Here is an 18,169-nt window from a genome sequence, read left to right on the forward strand (position 1 = left end):
CCCTGCTACCACTGCGCCCTGCCCGTCCCGGCCGGCAGCCGCTTCACCGCTGCCGTCCTCGGTGAAACCCGCGAGTTCTGCTGCCCGGGTTGTCAGGCCGTGGCCGAAGCCATTGTGGCCGGTGGACTGGAAACCTATTACCAGCATCGCAGCGAGTCATCGGCCAACCCCGAAGCGCTGCCGGTGCAGTTGGTGGACGAACTGGCGCTGTACGACCGCGCCGACGTGCAAGCCCCCTTCGTTCGTCACGACGGCGAACTCGCCGAAACCACCCTGTTGATGGAAGGCATCAGTTGCGCCGCCTGCGGCTGGCTGATCGAGAAACACCTGCGTGGCTTGCCGGCGGTGGCCGAAGCGCGCCTGAACCTGTCCAACCATCGCCTGCACGTACGCTGGGCCGATGCACAACTGCCGCTGAGCCAGGTACTCAACGAATTGCGCCACATCGGTTACGCCGCCCACCCCTATCAAGCCGACCGCGCCAGCGAACAACTGGCCAGCGAAAACCGCCTGGCCCTGCGCCAACTCGGCGTGGCCGGATTGCTGTGGTTCCAGGCGATGATGGCGACCATGGCCACCTGGCCGGAATTCAACATCGACCTCAGTCCCGAGCTGCACACCATCCTGCGTTGGGTCGCGCTGTTCCTCACCACACCGATCGTCTTCTATAGCTGCGCGCCATTCTTCAAAGGCGCCATGCGCGACTTGCGCACCCGCCACCTGACCATGGATGTTTCGGTGTCGCTGGCAATTGGCAGCGCCTACATCGCCGGGATCTGGACCTCGATCACCGGCGTCGGTGAACTGTATTTCGATGCGGTCGGCATGTTCGCGCTGTTCCTGCTGGCCGGGCGTTATCTGGAACGTCGCGCCCGGGAACGCACCGCCGCTGCCACCGCACAGCTTGTAAACCTGCTGCCCGCCTCGTGCCTGCGCCTGAGTGCCGACGGCCAGAGCGAGCGGATCCTGCTCAGCGAACTGCGCGTCGGCGATCAGGTGCTGGTGCACCCCGGCGCGATCCTCCCGGCCGACGGCAAGATCCTCGAAGGCCAGTCGAGCATCGACGAATCCCTGCTCACCGGCGAATACCTACCGCAACCGCGCACGCCGGGCGATGCCGTCACCGCTGGCACCCTGAACGTCGAAGGTGCGCTGACCGTGGAAGTCCTGGCGCTGGGTCAAGACACCCGATTGTCCGCCATCGTCCGCCTGCTGGACCGCGCTCAGGCCGAGAAGCCGCGACTGGCGGAAATTGCCGACCGCGCCGCGCAGTGGTTCCTGCTGCTTTCGCTGATTGCCGCTGCCGTCATCGGCTTGATCTGGTGGGAACTGGATTCGTCGCGAGCCTTCTGGATTGTTTTGGCGATGCTCGTTGCGACATGCCCGTGCGCCTTGTCCCTGGCCACGCCGACCGCCCTCACCGCCGCCACCGGAACATTGCACAAACTGGGTTTGCTGCTGACTCGCGGCCATGTGCTGGAAGGTCTGAACCAGATCGACACGGTGATTTTCGACAAGACCGGCACGCTGACGGAAGGTCGCCTGGCCTTGCGATCGATTCGCCCGCTCGGCGCGCTCAACAGCGATCAATGCCTGAGCCTGGCCGCCGCCCTGGAAAACCGCTCTGAACACCCAATCGCCCGCGCGTTTGGCCGGGCGCCGCTGGCCGCCGAAGAAGTCCACAGCACGCCGGGGCTTGGCCTCGAAGGCTTGGTCGGTGAGCAACGCCTGCGCATTGGCCAACCGGGTTTTGTCTGTGAACTCAGTGACGCTGTCGTGCCGTTAATGCCGGACGAAGCCGGCCAATGGCTGTTGCTCGGCGACAGCCAGGGACCGTTGGCATGGTTTGTTCTCGACGATCGCCTGCGTGCCGATGCACCTGCCCTCCTCGCCGCCTGCAAGTCTCGCGGTTGGCGCACGCTGCTGCTGTCCGGCGACAGTTCGCCGATGGTCGCCAGTGTCGCCGCGGAACTGGGCATCGATGAAGCCCGTGGCGGCTTGCGTCCGGACGATAAATTGCAAGTCCTGCAACAGCTGCACAAGGAAGGCCGCAAGGTGTTGATGCTCGGTGACGGGGTCAACGACGTGCCCGTGCTGGCCGCCGCCGACATCAGCGTGGCCATGGGTTCGGCCACCGATCTGGCAAAAACCAGTGCCGACGCGGTACTGCTGTCGAACCGCCTCGATGCATTGGTCCAAGCCTTTAGCCTGGCGCGACGCACCCGACGGGTAATCATCGAGAACCTGCTGTGGGCCGGGCTGTACAATGGCCTCATGTTGCCGTTCGCCGCCCTCGGCTGGATCACTCCGGTATGGGCCGCGGTCGGCATGTCCATCAGTTCGTTGACCGTGGTGCTGAACGCCCTGCGCCTGACTCGCATGCCCAATACGCCTGCGATCAGCGCCACGCCAGAAACCCGTCCGCTGCCGGCCTGAGCCGCGCGGGCATGGAGTCCAGATGCCAGCTCTCTACGTGATGATCCCGGCCGCGCTGCTGATCGTGGCCATCGCCATTTACATCTTCTTCTGGGCAGTCGACAGCGGTCAGTACGACGACCTCGACGGCCCGGCCCACAGCATCCTGTTCGACGATCAGGACCCGAACCACAAGGCCGCGGTCGATGAAGCCAGCGGTCATCCGGCCAAACCGGACGACAAGACGCCACCCCATGCTTGAGTTGGCGCCGCTGCTGGTGTCTGCGGTGATCCTCGGCCTGCTCGGTGGCGGGCATTGCCTGGGCATGTGCGGCGGCTTGATGGGCGCGTTGACCCTGGCGATTCCCAAGGAACAACGCAGCCGTCGTTTTCGACTGCTGCTGGCCTACAACCTTGGGCGAATTCTCAGCTATGCAACGGCCGGCCTGCTGATCGGTCTGGCCGGTTGGGCGGTGGCCAACAGCCCGGCGGCGATGTTCATGCGCGTCATTGCCGGATTGCTGTTGGTCGCCATGGGCCTGTACCTCGCTGGCTGGTGGAGCGGCCTGACCCGCATCGAAAGCCTCGGTCGCGGCCTGTGGCGGCACATCCAGCCGGTTGCCAACAAACTGTTGCCGGTGTCGAGCGTCCCGCGCGCGTTACTGCTGGGGGCGCTCTGGGGCTGGCTGCCGTGCGGGTTGGTTTACAGCACGTTGCTGTGGTCGGCGAGCCAGGGCAATGCGCTGGACAGTGCGCTTTTGATGCTCGCGTTCGGGCTCGGCACCTGGCCGGTGTTACTCGCCACGGGGTTGGCGGCTGAGCGGGTCACGGCGTTGTTGCGCAAACGTAGCGTGCGGATGACGGGCGGATTACTGGTGATCCTGTTCGGCATCTGGACCTTGCCGGGGCCGCATCAGCATTGGCTCATGGGCCACTAGAAACAAAGTCAAAAGATCGCAGCCTTCGGCAGCTCCTACATGGGATCGCGTCCACCTGTAGCTGCCGAAGGCTGCGATCTTTTGATCTTGAAGCCCGTTGATGCAAATCAAGATGCCCCTCCGCGCCACCCCCTAGACTCGCTGACACTGCCAGCCTATCCGGGGGATTGCCCGCATGATGCTCGACGCCATTCGTTGGGACACCGATCTGATCCGCCGTTACGACCTGGCGGGACCGCGCTACACCTCCTACCCGACCGCGGCGCAATTCGACGGTCAGGTCGGCACGTTCGACCTGTTCCACGCCCTGCGCGACAGCCGTAAAGCCCTGCGCCCGTTATCGCTGTATGTGCACGTGCCGTTCTGCGCGAACATTTGCTACTACTGCGCCTGCAATAAAGTCATCACCAAGGACCGCGGCCGGGCCCAGCCCTATTTGCAGCGCCTTGAGCAGGAAATCCAGCTGATCGCCTGCCACCTCGACCCGGCGCAGAAAGTCGAACAGCTGCATTTCGGCGGCGGTACCCCGACCTTTCTCAGCCACGATGAACTGCGCCAGTTGATGGCCCAGTTGCGTAAAAGCTTCAACTTGCTGGACGACGATTCCGGCGACTACGGCATCGAAATCGACCCTCGCGAAGCCGACTGGTCGACCATGGGCCTGCTCCGTGAACTGGGTTTCAATCGGGTCAGTATCGGCCTGCAAGACCTCGACCCGGCGGTGCAACGGGCAGTCAATCGCCTGCAAAGCCTGGAACAAACCCGTGCGGTGATCGACGCCGCTCGCACGCTGCAGTTTCGCTCGATCAACATCGACCTGATCTATGGCTTGCCGAGGCAGACACCCGAGAATTTCGCCCGCACCGTCGATGAAGTGATCAACCTGCAACCGGACCGCCTCTCAGTGTTCAACTACGCGCACCTGCCGGAACGCTTCATGCCGCAACGGCGAATCAACAGCGACGAACTGCCGACACCGGCGCAAAAACTGGAAATACTCCAGGGCACCATCGAGCAGCTGACCAAGGCCGGTTACCGCTACATCGGCATGGACCACTTCGCGCTGCCCGACGATGAACTGGCGATTGCTCAGGAAGAATCAACCCTGCAACGCAACTTCCAGGGCTACACCACCCACGGTCACTGCGACCTGATTGGCCTGGGCGTGTCGGCCATCAGCCAGATCGGCGACTTGTATTGCCAGAACAGCAGCGACCTGAATCAGTACCAGAACACGCTGGCCAGCGCGCAGCTGGCCACCAGCCGTGGTCTGCTGTGCAACGCCGATGACCGCCTGCGACGTGCGGTCATCCAGCAACTGATCTGCACTTTCAGCCTGGAGTTCGCCGCGATCGAACACGCCTTCAACATCGACTTTCAGGGTTACTTCGGCGAACTCTGGCCACAGTTGCAGGGAATGGCCGACGACGGCCTGATAGAACTGGATAACGAACGGATCACCGTATTGCCCGCCGGACGATTGCTGGTGCGCTCGGTGTGCATGGTGTTCGACGCGTACCTGGAACAGCACAATCGCCAGCGGTTCTCGCGGGTTATCTAGCCATCACCTCACTGGCCGCTCTACGAAACGCTGACTTTACGACCCTGCGACAAAATCGCCGCGTGCCTGAATGTCCTCCCGTGAGTTACCCTTACGGCTTATGTGTGTTTTCCCACAAGGATTGAAGAAATGTCCGAGCCAGTAAAGCTGCGCGCTCATAGCCAGGCCCATTGCAAGGATTGCAGCCTGGCCCCCCTCTGCTTGCCACTTTCTTTGAATCTGGAAGACATGGATGCGCTGGACGAAATAGTTAAACGTGGCCGCCCGCTGAAAAAGGGCGAATTCCTGTTCCGCCAGGGCGACACCTTCGATTCCGTTTATGCAGTACGCTCGGGCGCCCTGAAGACCTTCAGCCTGAGCGATGGCGGCGAAGAACAACTCACCGGTTTCCACCTGCCGAGTGAACTGGTCGGCCTGTCAGGCATGGACACCGAAAAACACCCGGTCTCGGCGCAAGCCATGGAAACCACATCGGTGTGTGAAATCCCTTTCGAACGCCTCGACGAACTTGCGCTGCAACTGCCGCAACTGCGCCGTCAGTTGATGCGCGTGATGAGCCGCGAGATTCGCGACGATCAGCAAATGATGTTGCTGCTGTCGAAGAAAACCGCCGACGAGCGCATCGCCACGTTCCTGGTCAACCTGTCGGCCCGTTTCCGCGCCCGGGGTTTCTCGGCCAACCAGTTCCGCCTGAGCATGTCGCGCAACGAAATCGGCAATTACTTAGGCCTGGCGGTGGAAACCGTGTCCCGGGTTTTCACGCGCTTCCAGCAAAACGAACTGATTGCGGCTGAAGGCAAGGAAATCCATATCCTCGACCCGATCCAGCTCTGCGCCCTGGCCGGCGGCTCGCTAGACGGCTGATTTCGGCGATTGCGGCTGAGCGAAACGGTTCAGCCGCCGTTATACTGCGTCGTTTGCAGCCTGCCAGGATTCTTCGACTATGGCCTTCGACTCCTTCGACATCAAATCCCTCATCCGCCCTGTGATCGACTTTCCCAAGCCGGGCGTGATCTTTCGCGACATTACCCCATTGTTCCAGTCGCCCACGGCCCTGCGCCTGGTGATGGACAGCTTCGCACACCGTTATGTCGAGGCCGACTTCACCCACATCGGTGCGATGGACGCGCGTGGCTTTCTGATCGGTTCGGTCCTGGCCTATCAGCTGAACAAGCCGCTGGTGCTGTTCCGCAAGCAAGGCAAACTGCCGGCCGACGTGCTGGCCGAGGGTTATGCGACCGAATACGGCGAAGCCTTCCTCGAAGTCCACGCCGACAGCCTGTGCGAGGGCGATTCGGTGGTGATGTTCGATGACCTGATCGCCACGGGCGGGACGCTGATTGCGGCGGCGAACCTGGTTCGACGCATGGGCGCGCGGGTTCATGAAGCGGCGGCGATCATTGATTTGCCGGAGTTGGGCGGATCGCAGCGGCTGGAAGATATGGGGATTCCGACGTTTTGCCTGACGCAATTTGCGTTGAGCGAGCAGTAAGGCGGCGTCTGTACGGGCGCTATCGCGAGCAAGCCCGCTCCCACATTTGATCTCTACAGGACACAAGATTTGTGTACGCAGGAGATTCAATGTGGGAGCGGGCTTGCTCGCGAATGGCAGCACCACCTATCTCAATGTCTGTTAAAGCCCCATCTGCTTGCTGATGATCTCGTTCATCACTTCCCGCGTACCGCCGCCGATCGACAAGATCCGGTTATCCCGATACAGCCGCTCCACCAGGCTCTCGCGCATATAACCGAGGCCACCCAAAATCTGCACAGCATCCGTAGTAATCCGATCAGCCGTGTCAGTCGCAAAATTCTTGGCCATGGAAATCTCCTTGATCACACTCTGCCCCGCCGCCATTTTCGCTGCCTGGCGGTAGGTGAATTCCCGTGACACCTCCAGCGCCGTCGCCATTTCGGCAAGGCGATGCTTGAGCACCTGAAACTTGCCGATGGGTTTACCGAATGCTTCACGCTGGCGAGCCCATTTAAGGCTCTCTTCCAGCGCCAGTTGCGCGGTCATGTTGGCCATTAGCGCCAGCGCCAGGCGCTCGCTCTGGAAGTTACCCATGATGCAGGCGAAGCCCATGTTTTCGGCGCCAATCAGATTTCCTACCGGCACCCGGCAATCGTCGAAGAACAATTCGGCGGTGTCCGACGCCCACCAACCCATTTTCTTCAACTGACGGCCTACGGTGAAACCGGGCGTGCCCTTCTCGATCAATAGCAGGCTGATGCCACCAAAACCCGGCGCACCGGTGCGCACCGCGACGGTGTAGAAATCCGCGCGGACGCCACTGGTGATAAAGGTTTTGCTGCCGCTGACCCGGTAGCACTCGCCGTCGCGCACGGCGCGGGTTTGCAGGTTGGCGACGTCGGATCCACCACTGGGCTCGGTCACGGCCAGGGCGCTGATCTTGTCGCCGGCGAGCACCTGCGGCACAACGCGATCGCGAACTTCAGGCCTGGCCCACTTGAGGATCGGCGGCAGGCCGATGTCCAACGAGCCGAGCCCCGCCACCAGACCGCCGGAGCCACAGCGCATCAACTCTTCGCTGGCGGCGACCTTGGCGAACAGATCACCTTCGTGACTGCCACCCAAGGCTTCGGGATAACCGATCCCCAGAATCCCCGCCGCGCCGGCCTTGAGGTAGAGCTCGCGGGGAAAGCTTTCGGCTTCTTCCCACTGGTCGATGTCCGGCAAGATCTCGCGCTCGACGAAATGTTTGACGCTGTCGCGGACCAATAGGTGGCTGGGGTCGAAGTATTCCTGAAAGGCAGGCATCGGCGAACTCCACTGAAGGTTCAGCGAAGTTAACCGAGCGCTTGCTTGGTTTTCAAGTAAAGGAGTGTTCGAAGATCAAAAGATCGCAGCCTTCGGCAGCTCCTACATTGGCATGCGTACACCTGTAGGAGCTGCCGCAGGCTGCGATCTTTTGCTTTTAACAATTACAGAGCAATAGGCTTACGCCCGGCAAACGAATGCGCCAACGTCCCGCCATCCACCAATTCCAGCTCGCCACCCAATGGCACGCCGTGGGCGATGCGCGAGGCGATCAGGCCTTTGTTGCTGAGCAACTGAGCAATGTAATGCGCCGTCGCCTCACCTTCCACGGTCGGGTTGGTCGCCAGAATAACTTCAGTGAACGTGCCCGCCTCTTCGATCCGCGCCAGCAGTTGCGGAATGCCGATGGCTTCCGGCCCTAGCCCATCGAGTGGCGACAGATGCCCCTTGAGCACGAAGTAGCGACCACGGAAACCGGTCTGCTCCACCGCGTAGACGTCCATCGGCCCTTCCACCACGCAGAGCAAGGTGTCGTCGCGACGGGTATCGGCGCATTGCGGGCAGAGGTCATCTTCGGTCAGCGTGCGGCACAACCGGCAATGGCCCACCCCTTCCATGGCCTGGCTCAGCGCCAGGGCCAATCGCGAGCCGCCGCTGCGATCACGTTCGAGCAACTGCAACGCCATGCGCTGGGCGGTTTTCTGACCCACACCTGGCAAAATTCGCAGGGCGTCGATCAGTTGGCGAATCAAAGGGCTGAAGCTCATGGGGAAAAGTCCGACAAAACAACGAGACGCGGTTTATACCCGCGCCTCTGTTTAGCGTCAATTACTCAGTCCTGGGCGACCCGCACAACCAGTTTGCCGAAGTTGCGTCCTTCCAGCAGACCGATGAACGCTTCAGGTGCCTGCTCCAGGCCGTCGACCACGTCTTCGCGGAACTTCACCTTGCCGTCGCGCACCCACGGCGCCATGGCGCTGACGAATTCCGGCTGACGATCGCCGTAGTCGTCGAACACGATGAAGCCCTGGATTCATTGGACAAAGGCTGTCTGTCCATAGATTTTTAATGGGGGTGTGCCTCCTCGACCACATAACGGCACTTGTCCGCGCCACCGGCCACGCCGACCACGCGCAAGCCCTTGATCTTCGCGATCTGACCGACCACCGAACCCACGGCGCCGGATGCGGCCGCAACCACCAGGGTTTCGCCGGCCTTGGGCTGGCCGATGTCCATCAGGCCCATATACGCGGTCATGCCGGGCATACCCAACACGCCCAGCGCCATTGACGGGCTCGGCAGCCCGGACGGCACCGGAATGATGTCGCGACCGTCGCTGAGGCTGTGGCTCTGCCAACCGGTAGAACCGACCACCAGATCACCTTCTTGGAATTTCGGATTCAGCGAGCGCTCGACCCGACTGACAGCGCCACCGGTCATCACCTCGCCGATTTCAACCGGTGCGGCGTAGGACGGCGCGTCGCTCATGCGTCCGCGCATATAGGGATCGAGTGACAGGTAAAGGGTCTTGAGCAGCACCTGACCGTCGGCCAGGTCCGGCAGCGCAACGCGCTCCAGGCGGAAATTCTCCGGCGTCGGCGCGCCTACCGGGCGGGACGCCAGGACGATACGTTGTTTGAGGGTCAATGCTTGTGGCATGTGAGCTTCTCCTTTTGATCGATGAATTCGGCGGTATAGGGAGCAGACATTTGTGGCGGTTTCGCGTTCGATGTTTCGTCTCCGGAGCGAGTGGACTTCATCGCGAGCAAGCTCGCTCCCACAAGGGATCTGCGGCGTACACAAATCAAATGTGGGAGCGAGCTTGCTCCGGGCGGCGTTCCGACGATGGCGATCGCACAGACGCTACATCCATCAGCCAGAAACAAAAATGCCAGGCGCGATGCCTGGCATTTTTTTGTAGCCCATCCGACGCGCTTTGGCGAATCAGAATGGCAGTTTCATACCCGGTGGCAGTTGCATGCCAGCGGTCATGCCGGACATTTTGTCCTGGCTGTTGGCTTCGATCTTGCGCACGGCATCGTTGACGGCGGCGGCGAACACAGCCTCCAGCATCTCTTTGTCGTCTTCGCTCAAGCCTTCGACCAGGCTTGGATCGATGGTCACGCGCTTGACGTCGTGACGACCGGTCATCACCACGGTGACCATATCGCCACCGGCTTTACCGGTGACTTCGGCGTTGGCCAGTTCTTCCTGCATCTTGGCCATTTTTTCCTGCATCTGCTGTGCCTGCTTCATCAGGCCGGCCATGCCACCTTTCATCATGGGAATCACCTCAAAAGTACTTGGATAAATACAGCGTCCGGCCCTTTCGGCCGAACACCTTCAGTTATTAGCCCTGAGTGACCAGGGTCTCGACAGGTTCAATAGTATCGTTACGGACCACCGCACCGAACTGCTGCATCATTTGCTGTATGAACGGATCACCGTGGATCGACTCTTCGGCCTCGCGCTGACGGTTCGCACGGCGCCGGGACGCGGCCTGGGCCGGGGTTTCCTGCTCGGGCTTGATCAGTTCCATGCTCAGGGTCAGCGTACGCCCGTGAAACTGGTTCAACGCATCGTTCAAGCGACGCTGTTGAGTCGCGTTGAACAGCGCGCTGTGGGCCGGGTCCAGGTGCATCAGCCAGTGGTCACCCTCGACGGCGATCAGCGTGCAGTTGGCGGCAATGCTGCCGGTCATGCCGGAGATCGGCAGTTTCGGGAACAACTCCAGCCATTGCAACGCCAGACCGGTGGCCGGCATGGCGGCCGGCTCAGGTTCAGCTTCCGGCGCTGGCTCGGCGGTGTGTTCGCTGGCCAGTTCATCGAGGTAGCTGTAGGCCGATTCCATGTCCGGCTCGATGTAGTCCTCGTCCAGCGGCGGCTCATCGTCCAGGTCCATGCCCGGCGTCGCGGCATCGACTTCGGCCACCGACGGCTCCGGCATCGGCGCAGCGGCCCACTCGGGTGCGTCCGGCACCACGCTGTCGGGGGTCGGCAACGGCATCGGCGCCAATTCGGGTTGTTCGCTGGCAGTTTCCAGCACCGGCTCGACGGCGGGTTGCTGAACGACTTCGGGTTCGATCGGCTCGTTCCAGGGCAGATCGACGACGGCTTCGACCGGTACTGCCTCAACGACAGGCTCTGGCGCAACGACGGGCGCAACCGGCTCAGGCTCGGGCGCTTGCACAGGAGCAACCACCACCGCAACCGGCGCAGGCGCGACGGGTGCAACTGCCGCAGCGACTACCGGCGCAACAACGGGCGCGGCAGCCACTGAATTTGCGGAATCAACTGTGGCTTGGCTGATCCCCACTGGCTTTAGCGGTTGCCTCGGAGCGTCCGTGGTGTCTGCCGGTCGGAATGCGAGCATCCGCAGCAGGACCATTTCGAAGCCACCGCGCGGGTCTGGCGCCAGCGGCAAGTCGCGGCGGCCGATCAGGCCCATCTGGTAATAAAACTGTACGTCTTCGGCTGGCAGAGCCTGAGCCAGTGCCAGCACTCGGTCACGGTCGCCATGACCGTTGTCGACGCCTTCAGGCAGGGCCTGGGCGATGGCGACACGGTGCAGCACGTTGAGAATTTCCGAGAGCACGCCGTTCCAGTCCGGGCCTTGTTCAGCCAGATGACTAACGGCTTCGAGCAAAGCCTTGGCGTCGCCTTCGATCAGCGCATGCAGAACGTCGTAGACCTGACCGTGATCGAGCGTGCCGAGCATCGCCCGTACGTCGGCGGCCATGACTTTGCCTTCACCGAAGGCAATCGCCTGGTCGGTCAGGCTCATGGCGTCGCGCATCGAACCGTCGGCAGCACGCCCCAGCAGCCACAGCGCGTCGTCTTCGAACGGCACGTTCTCGACACCCAGCACGTGGGTCAAATGCTCGACCACACGCTCCGGCGTCATGTTCTTCAGAGAGAACTGCAGGCACCGAGAAAGAATGGTTGCAGGAAGTTTCTGCGGATCGGTCGTCGCCAGGATGAACTTGACGTAGGGCGGCGGCTCTTCAAGGGTTTTCAACAGCGCATTGAAGGAATGGCTGGAGAGCATGTGCACTTCGTCGATCAGGTAGACCTTGAAGCGCCCACGGCTCGGTGCGTACTGAACGTTGTCGAGCAGTTCGCGGGTGTCTTCGACCTTGGTCCGGCTCGCGGCGTCGATCTCGATCAGGTCGACGAAGCGGCCTTCATCGATCTCGCGGCACACCGAGCACTCGCCGCAAGGCGTTGAAGTGATACCTGTTTCACAGTTCAGGCATTTGGCGATGATCCGCGCGATGGTGGTCTTGCCGACCCCGCGGGTACCGGTAAACAGATAGGCGTGGTGCAGCCGCTGGCTGTCCAAGGCATTGATCAGAGCCTTGAGCACATGGGTCTGGCCGACCATTTCGCGGAACGAGCGCGGACGCCATTTACGTGCAAGAACCTGATAACTCATCGAAAACCGTCGCAACGAAGGAACAGAAGCGGCTAATGCTAGCGGAGCAAGGCCAAAATTGCATCCGGTGCGCTCGTCTAATCTGGCTAAGATGGTCTTTCGGGGGGCTTTGGCTCGGGTTTTATCAGCACCGGAGCGTTTATGCGGCTGGCCTTGGGGGCACTGCTGTTGATCAGCCTGAATGTCGCTGGCGCCGAGCTGCCGCTGCGCTTCGTGGTGCCCGACAGTTGGGCGATGCCAATGGTGCAACTGGACCGCGGCCACCCCACCCAAGGCATCCTGCACGACGTGATGGTCAGCCTCGCGACCCAGGTCGGCGTGCCGGCCGAATTTCACGTGCTGCCTCGCACGCGAGTGCAAAACGCCATGGAGCACGGCGAAGTCGATATCCGCTGCTATGCGGCGCTGTCCTGGCAGCCGAATCAGTCCGGGGACTACATCTGGAGCATTCCACTTTGGTTTCAGCGCGACATGCTGATCAGCCGGCCAGATCCGCTGACCTCAGTGACGCCCGCGGACTTGTCGCGACAATCCATCGGCACGGTACTCGGCTACACCTACCCGACCCTGCAACCGCTGTTCGACGCCGACCGACTGCATCGCGAAGTCGCGCGTAACCAGGAACAGGTGCTGGAAAAACTCCTGGCCGGACGCTATCACTACTCCGTGAGCAATCAATGGACGCTGGACTGGTTCAATCAGCGCCTGCTGCCTGGCCGGCAACTGCAAGGCGTGGCGGTTTTGCAGGAGCAGAGTGTCGGTTGTTATGTGCGCAACGATCCCAAGGTGCCCGTGCAGCGCATTTTGCGCACCTTGGTGCGGATGAAAATGTCCGGGGAAATCGACGACATTATCCGGCTCTACATTGGTGGCGAGCCCGGAGCAAGCCCGCTCCCACATTTGATCTTCATTGGCCTGACAAACGAGGTCAGGCCGTCTTATCCAGCGCCTGCCATTGCGGCGGCGCTACAAAACCCTCGACCCAGCCCGGCACTTCTGCGGGCGGCATCGGCCGGGCAATGAAATAGCCTTGAGCAACTTCGCAGCCCAGGCGCAGCAGCAATTCACCGTGCTCGATACTTTCCAGCCCTTCGGCGATCACCTGCCGGCCAAAGGCCCGGGCCAGGCCAATGACGGCCATGGTCAGGGCCAGATCATCCCGATCATTAAGGATGTCGCGCACGAACGATTTGGCTCCCGGACTCGGTTACCGAATTGATGTTGCAGGGCTGGAGCGGGGGGAGGTGATAGCTTCATGGTTGTGCTTGAAGTGAGAGGGGTTAATAATTGTTGTTAAGGGGGGTTTTAGACGGTTTATTAAGTATGTGCGCACATAGTCTCTACTTAGTCTTAGAGTGTATTTTTTTGATTGATTTAATAGCCCGCCAAGACTAGATAGATGAGTGCTTGCTCTTGTTTCGGGCGGCGACATTGGAAATGTTAGGTCAAGTTTCTCAGTCGTTCAATCTTGGCTATATGCTCGCGACGCTTTTTCTTCGGGTGACTTTGCTTTATCTCAAAAATGGCTTGTCGAGCTTTGTGGTATGCCCGATAAGTCTCAAGCTGCCAGTAGTGTGGGTTGGAATCCGGCCAGTTGATCTGGAATTGCACAATGAAATCACATTCGGCTTCGCTCGCAGCTACGCAGTGCTGTCCCTCAAGAATAGAAGGGTCATAGGTGAACCCTATGATTTCCATTTCGCTCGTCATTAGGAAGTACATATACGGGGATGCGTGAAAATTATCCTCCGCAGCGATTGCGCAGTAGGGGGAGTGGAACGCTTTAAGAATTGCTGCTAGTTTTTCCGGATCACAATCAGTGCGGTTAATGTTCTCGTGCGGCTTTGTAATATTCATATTCTGTGAAATACCCATTAAAGTTTTTGGATGAGTTGGTGCGCCGATATCACTAAGAATAGTTATCGTTGCATGCTGATTGATGTTGCAATGAGTTACTGACTTATTAGAGTGGGTGCTTGCCTACGTAAGCAATCCCTCGATCGGGTTGGTCGGCGTTAGATAATGCGCTGAGTTAGAGAGTTGGTTCCCAACGTATATGCTTATCCCCACGCTGCCCGGAGATATATTGAGCGGTTATAAGCTTATGCTTTCGTTTTCTAATCCGCTGGATAATATGTATCAAATTTCAGCTTTGATGACAGCATGTTGTTGTTAAGCATGATCTCCGCTTTAGGTAACAGATCCCAGCCAAATGCGGTTCGCGTCTCACGGATGTGGTAATACCATTTGATATCATCCACAGTAAAAATATGCTTGGGTGTATAGGCCTGTAACGCCTCCAAAAAATGAACGCATGCCTCGTCTAAGGCCCAAGAGTCCAAGCTAGATGTTTCAATGCTGTTGTTGGTGAGGCCGACGATTTCACCTGTTGCATTATTGATTACTGCAAATTTTGGTTTTTTCATGATTCGATCCATTGTGGTCTAGTTTGCGCTTCCGGCCTAATGATCTCGATGCCCTCCAAGTCTGTCAATCGGAAAATACATCTTGGCTGTGATTTTTAGTTGGATTTTTTTATTTTTGCTTAATGTGCGATTTATTGGCTTGAGTGTGCGATTTACTGGCGTTTTTTGCGATTTATCGCTGTTGGGATTCGATTTATTGGTTTTGGTGTGTAATTTACTTGGTTTTAGTTGTCGAGTTATTGCCTAAGTGTTCGACTTATCGCCTAAGTGTTCGACTTATTGCCTAAGTGTTCGACTTATTTTCGGCAGCCATACTTACAATGTGATCTGAGACATGGCTTCCGCCATCGCCTTCAACGGAGAGCGACTACCGTAGATGCTGAAAGTCACCGAACCGTCTTCGTGTCCCGCGATTCGCTTGATGAGCGAGTCCTGTACCCCGGCGTCCCGCAGGTCATCAATGAGCGTGTGGCGGAAGCTATGGAATGTCTTTCTCGGGTCGGTGATGCCTTGCTTGGTTTTGTACCGACCGAACCATTTCGATGGTGCGTGACCCAGCTTCCCTCGAACCGCTTCCAGCTCAGGGAACAGACGATCTGTTCCGGTGTTCCTGACCGACTCAACATGCTTCAACAACCCCAGTTCGATCAGTGCGGGGTGCAAGGGGAGCATGCGTCGGCTGCTGGAGTTCTTCAGGTTCTGGCCTTCGCGGCTGTCATCTATACGGATGCACGAGATGCCTTGCTGTTCGATGAAATCATCCACACGCAATTGGCAGAGTTCTTCCAATCGGGCGCCAGTGGCTCGCCCGAGGAACGGCAACCAGTAACGCCAAGGGTGTTTTCGGGCTTCTGCTTTGAGTGCAGCCAAATCCAGCAGCGTCGTCAGATCGTGTCGATCAAAAGACAACCGCGCTTCCTTGGCCGATCCCGTCATTACTTTCATTCCCACGAGTGGGTTGTCCGCGATGTGCCCGTTCGACTTGCACCAGTTAAGAAAGGCAGAGAGCTTGCGTAACCGATTGTTCACGGTGACAGCGGTGATGGTCTTGTAAGTGGCGCCAGACTCCACGACCTGTATCAAAGTCTTACCCTCGTATTCAGGGCGTAGGCCGAAGTATTGTGGACAGCGGCTCAAGCGTTCTTTCAGTAGTCTGGCTTGTCGTGCGTCGAACGCCTTGACAGGCGAGTTGGCCCAGCGCTCAAGGTCGAAAGGCTCAGAGTAATCATCCACCAGCACAAACTGGACGAAGGAATTGATATTCCCGAAGCCAAACTGTTAATACTGACTTACGAATTGGGTAGTGGCCGTGAGCTAGTGCAGGCTGTCGGTCGGATTGTTCGGCATTATGGAGAAGCGCAGCCATTGGTGCTGGACCTCAGTCACGGTGCGAATGAGGGAATGTGGGAAGGTTATCAAAAGTTCGATAATTATCTTGCCAACGGAGGGGCATCAGAATTTGTAAGCTCGCTCAGTACGAGTTACTTGATTGAATCCTTTCTCGATAGTTTTCCTAAATACAGCTATTTTGATGGGAGATTCAAGGAGCGTGTAGACTTAAACAGTCTAGCCCCGGAAGATGATCTTAAAATCCCTCATGCGTCAGTATGCTTTGTTCAGAAGACTGAGGACTTTTCCCTGCCCCTATTAATGGACAGATTGTACTGGGAGCTCCATGGGGCCGGGGCTCTAGTCAAAGCCTACGAAGATGTCCTTGACCTAAAAATCATGGTTTACGTGGAGTTCAATAGTTCAAAATTCTTTTCAAACAAGCTTTTTTTTGAACCAAAGCTTCACGTAATAATTGTGAAAGAAATAGAGTCTGGCGTAGCGATATTTGACAGCGGCGGTGGGCGTTATTACAACCAGGAGAAGTACCGTCTTCGTAATGCTATTCATATTGACAAGCTTACGGCATTGGCAGCCAAGACAAAGATTAATCAGATAAAAGAAACTCACGCCCGAGCTATTGGTCAAGCCGTCCGTCGCCCAGAATCTGTGGCTTTAAAAGGGCAAAACCTTGATGGTAGCCGCAGTAATCAGAGTAACTCTCGATACGCTCTAACGATGGTGAAAGTCGATAATATAGGACTGGATGGTAAGAGAGACAGTAGCTTCTATATTGGCGCTAGATCCGGGCGGATCGTAGACCAGAAAGAGTCAAATTTCACGCTGTATGATATTTCGCAGTGGATTGACGTAATCAGCCAGTGTATCGAGGCGGGGGGCAACGCTGGACGCCTTATCAAGTCATATGCTCAACCTATAGCCGACAAACCGGATACAGAAATTCTTTCGGTGCTACTGGATTTTACAGAGCTCGATGGCCCCACACCGATCGGGCATGGCGAAATCCATGCTGAGTTTCTTTATGTAGATTACAACAACGGAATAAGTTTTAATGTGCAAGGAGAACAAGTAGAACTGGCCCTGATATATTCTGATGATTCTTCTTGCTTTGAAGTTGAACTTTTCGGCGCGTCTAATGGTAAGGGTGATCACGAATGGATAGTTGAGTATCTAAATCATGGTCATCGACTGAAAATACTGTATGAGGATGGCGTAACGTATTTGGGTGGGACGTTCTATAAATTGGCATTGCCTTATGAGCAGGGGATTGCCGCTGAGGATAGTTTTGCAGGTAATTCGCTATTTCCACTTATTGAAATGCTAGGTGTAAATCTCAAAGAAAAAGGCCATATCAACGATCACAAGTATCACCGTACCACTACAGATAACTTCGATGCTGACTCGATCTTTCATCTTATCGATAAGTTGAAGGGATATGGAGACCCAGCGACTCCCCTTGGGGAGCTAGGGCCTTTTGCTAAGTTCATCCCAGGTTGCGATCTAGTGTTTTGCAGCGACATGGGGGTTGAACCGGGCGATTTTATTTTGTCTTCACCAGAGAAACTTTGTTTTGTTCATGTCAAATGCGGGGACGCCCTAAGGCCACAATCCTCAGCAGGTGCCATTGCCGAGGTCGGTAGCCAAGCAATAAAAAACATCCACATGCTTGTTTCAAGCGAAAAAAATTCAAGCCCGGAAATTTTTCAGCGTGGCACCAGGCTTGGCCCGCGAAGAATGCAGACTTTCCGCTGGATACTCGCTATAGATTGTACGAAGGGAGAATTAACCATCCAGCTCCAGCTGATGAATCTCTCTCCAAACGTGTATGGGACCTCATCTGCACGCGCAGAACATCAATGCGATGTAAAAAAGAGATCTGGATCGTGACTGGTAACTCATTTTCGGCCAAGCACTTCATTAAAAGTATGGAAAATCCGCTCGGTTGTCAGCCTGCAAGTATTCAGGCTTATCAACTTATCGAGGATTGGTTAAGCACTGCGGATGAGCTAGATGTGGATTTGAAGATTTTCACGTCTCCATAAGGTAGTTTGAGGATGAGCCTATCAGGCATGAAATAACAGATTCTTTTGCCTCTAGTGCGCCTTCCAACGGACGCCTACAGGCTTGCGTGGCACCAGCTTTCATAGACAACCATTTAAATGAGGACTGTGCCCGCAAGAGACTCCTTGATTCCCTCCAGGCTAGTTGGACGAATTCGGATGAACCTAGATGAACTGGCATTGTAGCCCGCCAGTGCGATGC

Annotated in this window: 13 protein-coding genes and 4 pseudogenes; 8 read left to right on the top strand and 9 right to left on the bottom strand. The window is 57.8% G+C overall.

Annotated features, from left to right (window positions below; genetic code table 11):
* The 6 genes from E3W21_RS21390 to E3W21_RS21415 all read left to right on the top strand — a co-directional run.
* Positions 1-2,436: heavy metal translocating P-type ATPase (locus E3W21_RS21390; protein ID WP_134421843.1), on the top strand; the 2,436-nt coding region annotated here is incomplete at its 5' end.
* Positions 2,437-2,458: 22 nt separating this feature from the next.
* Positions 2,459-2,677 carry a cbb3-type cytochrome oxidase assembly protein CcoS gene (ccoS, locus tag E3W21_RS21395; protein WP_129442864.1) on the top strand — a complete coding sequence of 73 codons (219 nt, stop codon included), beginning with the start codon at positions 2,459-2,461 and terminating at the stop codon, positions 2,675-2,677.
* On the top strand, positions 2,670-3,353 hold the full coding sequence (locus E3W21_RS21400) for a sulfite exporter TauE/SafE family protein (RefSeq protein WP_033055657.1): 684 nt from the start codon (positions 2,670-2,672) through the stop codon (positions 3,351-3,353). Before ccoS ends, E3W21_RS21400 begins: the two co-directional genes overlap by 8 nt.
* Before the next feature lie 178 nt (positions 3,354-3,531).
* Entirely contained in the window at positions 3,532-4,914 is a 1,383-nt protein-coding gene (gene hemN, locus E3W21_RS21405) for an oxygen-independent coproporphyrinogen III oxidase (RefSeq protein WP_134421844.1), read from the top strand.
* Between the two features lie 129 nt (positions 4,915-5,043).
* On the top strand, positions 5,044-5,778 hold the full coding sequence (gene fnr, locus E3W21_RS21410) for a fumarate/nitrate reduction transcriptional regulator Fnr (RefSeq protein WP_046047868.1): 735 nt from the start codon (positions 5,044-5,046) through the stop codon (positions 5,776-5,778).
* Between the two features lie 79 nt (positions 5,779-5,857).
* Positions 5,858-6,406, top strand: a complete 549-nt coding sequence (locus E3W21_RS21415; RefSeq protein ID WP_134421759.1) for an adenine phosphoribosyltransferase — start codon at positions 5,858-5,860, stop codon at positions 6,404-6,406.
* 141 nt (positions 6,407-6,547) lie between these two features.
* On the opposite strand, the gene E3W21_RS21420 is transcribed toward E3W21_RS21415, so the two are convergent.
* The 5 genes and pseudogenes from E3W21_RS21420 to dnaX form a co-directional block, all read right to left on the bottom strand.
* The gene (locus E3W21_RS21420) at positions 6,548-7,696 is read right to left on the bottom strand and encodes an acyl-CoA dehydrogenase family protein (RefSeq protein WP_134421760.1); all 1,149 of its coding nucleotides are present in this window, start codon (positions 7,694-7,696) and stop codon (positions 6,548-6,550) included.
* A gap of 164 nt (positions 7,697-7,860) precedes the next feature.
* On the bottom strand, positions 7,861-8,463 hold the full coding sequence (recR, locus tag E3W21_RS21425; protein ID WP_033055661.1) for a recombination mediator RecR: 603 nt from the start codon (positions 8,461-8,463) through the stop codon (positions 7,861-7,863).
* Positions 8,464-8,528: 65 nt separating this feature from the next.
* Positions 8,529-9,355, bottom strand: a pseudogene (locus E3W21_RS21430) (NADP-dependent oxidoreductase).
* A 285-nt stretch (positions 9,356-9,640) separates the two neighbouring features.
* Positions 9,641-9,979 (bottom strand): YbaB/EbfC family nucleoid-associated protein, encoded by a 339-nt coding sequence (locus E3W21_RS21435; protein ID WP_008028561.1) that lies wholly within the window; start codon positions 9,977-9,979, stop codon positions 9,641-9,643.
* Positions 9,980-10,046: 67 nt separating this feature from the next.
* Entirely contained in the window at positions 10,047-12,131 is a 2,085-nt protein-coding gene (gene dnaX / locus E3W21_RS21440) for a DNA polymerase III subunit gamma/tau (protein ID WP_134421761.1), read from the bottom strand.
* A 141-nt stretch (positions 12,132-12,272) separates the two neighbouring features.
* Here dnaX and E3W21_RS21445 point away from each other — a divergent pair.
* Positions 12,273-13,001, top strand: a pseudogene (locus E3W21_RS21445) (substrate-binding periplasmic protein); the annotation flags it as partial.
* Positions 13,002-13,059: 58 nt separating this feature from the next.
* Here the strand turns inward: E3W21_RS21445 and E3W21_RS21450 are convergent.
* The 4 genes and pseudogenes from E3W21_RS21450 to E3W21_RS21465 form a co-directional block, all read right to left on the bottom strand.
* A pseudogene (locus E3W21_RS21450) lies at positions 13,060-13,323 on the bottom strand (EAL domain-containing protein); the annotation flags it as partial.
* A 248-nt stretch (positions 13,324-13,571) separates the two neighbouring features.
* The gene (locus E3W21_RS21455; protein WP_134421762.1) at positions 13,572-13,988 is read right to left on the bottom strand and encodes a hypothetical protein; all 417 of its coding nucleotides are present in this window, start codon (positions 13,986-13,988) and stop codon (positions 13,572-13,574) included.
* Between the two features lie 260 nt (positions 13,989-14,248).
* Positions 14,249-14,557 (bottom strand): hypothetical protein, encoded by a 309-nt coding sequence (locus E3W21_RS21460; protein WP_134421763.1) that lies wholly within the window; start codon positions 14,555-14,557, stop codon positions 14,249-14,251.
* Between the two features lie 315 nt (positions 14,558-14,872).
* Positions 14,873-15,742: pseudogene (locus E3W21_RS21465) on the bottom strand (site-specific integrase); the annotation flags it as partial.
* Positions 15,743-15,922: 180 nt separating this feature from the next.
* Here E3W21_RS21465 and E3W21_RS21470 point away from each other — a divergent pair.
* The gene (locus tag E3W21_RS21470) at positions 15,923-17,794 is read left to right on the top strand and encodes a hypothetical protein (protein ID WP_256661610.1); all 1,872 of its coding nucleotides are present in this window, start codon (positions 15,923-15,925) and stop codon (positions 17,792-17,794) included.
* Positions 17,795-18,169 lie beyond the last annotated feature (375 nt).

The organism is Pseudomonas sp. F01002, assembly GCF_004402115.1.
In the GTDB taxonomy this organism is placed as follows: Bacteria; Pseudomonadota; Gammaproteobacteria; order Pseudomonadales; family Pseudomonadaceae; genus Aquipseudomonas; species Aquipseudomonas frigoris.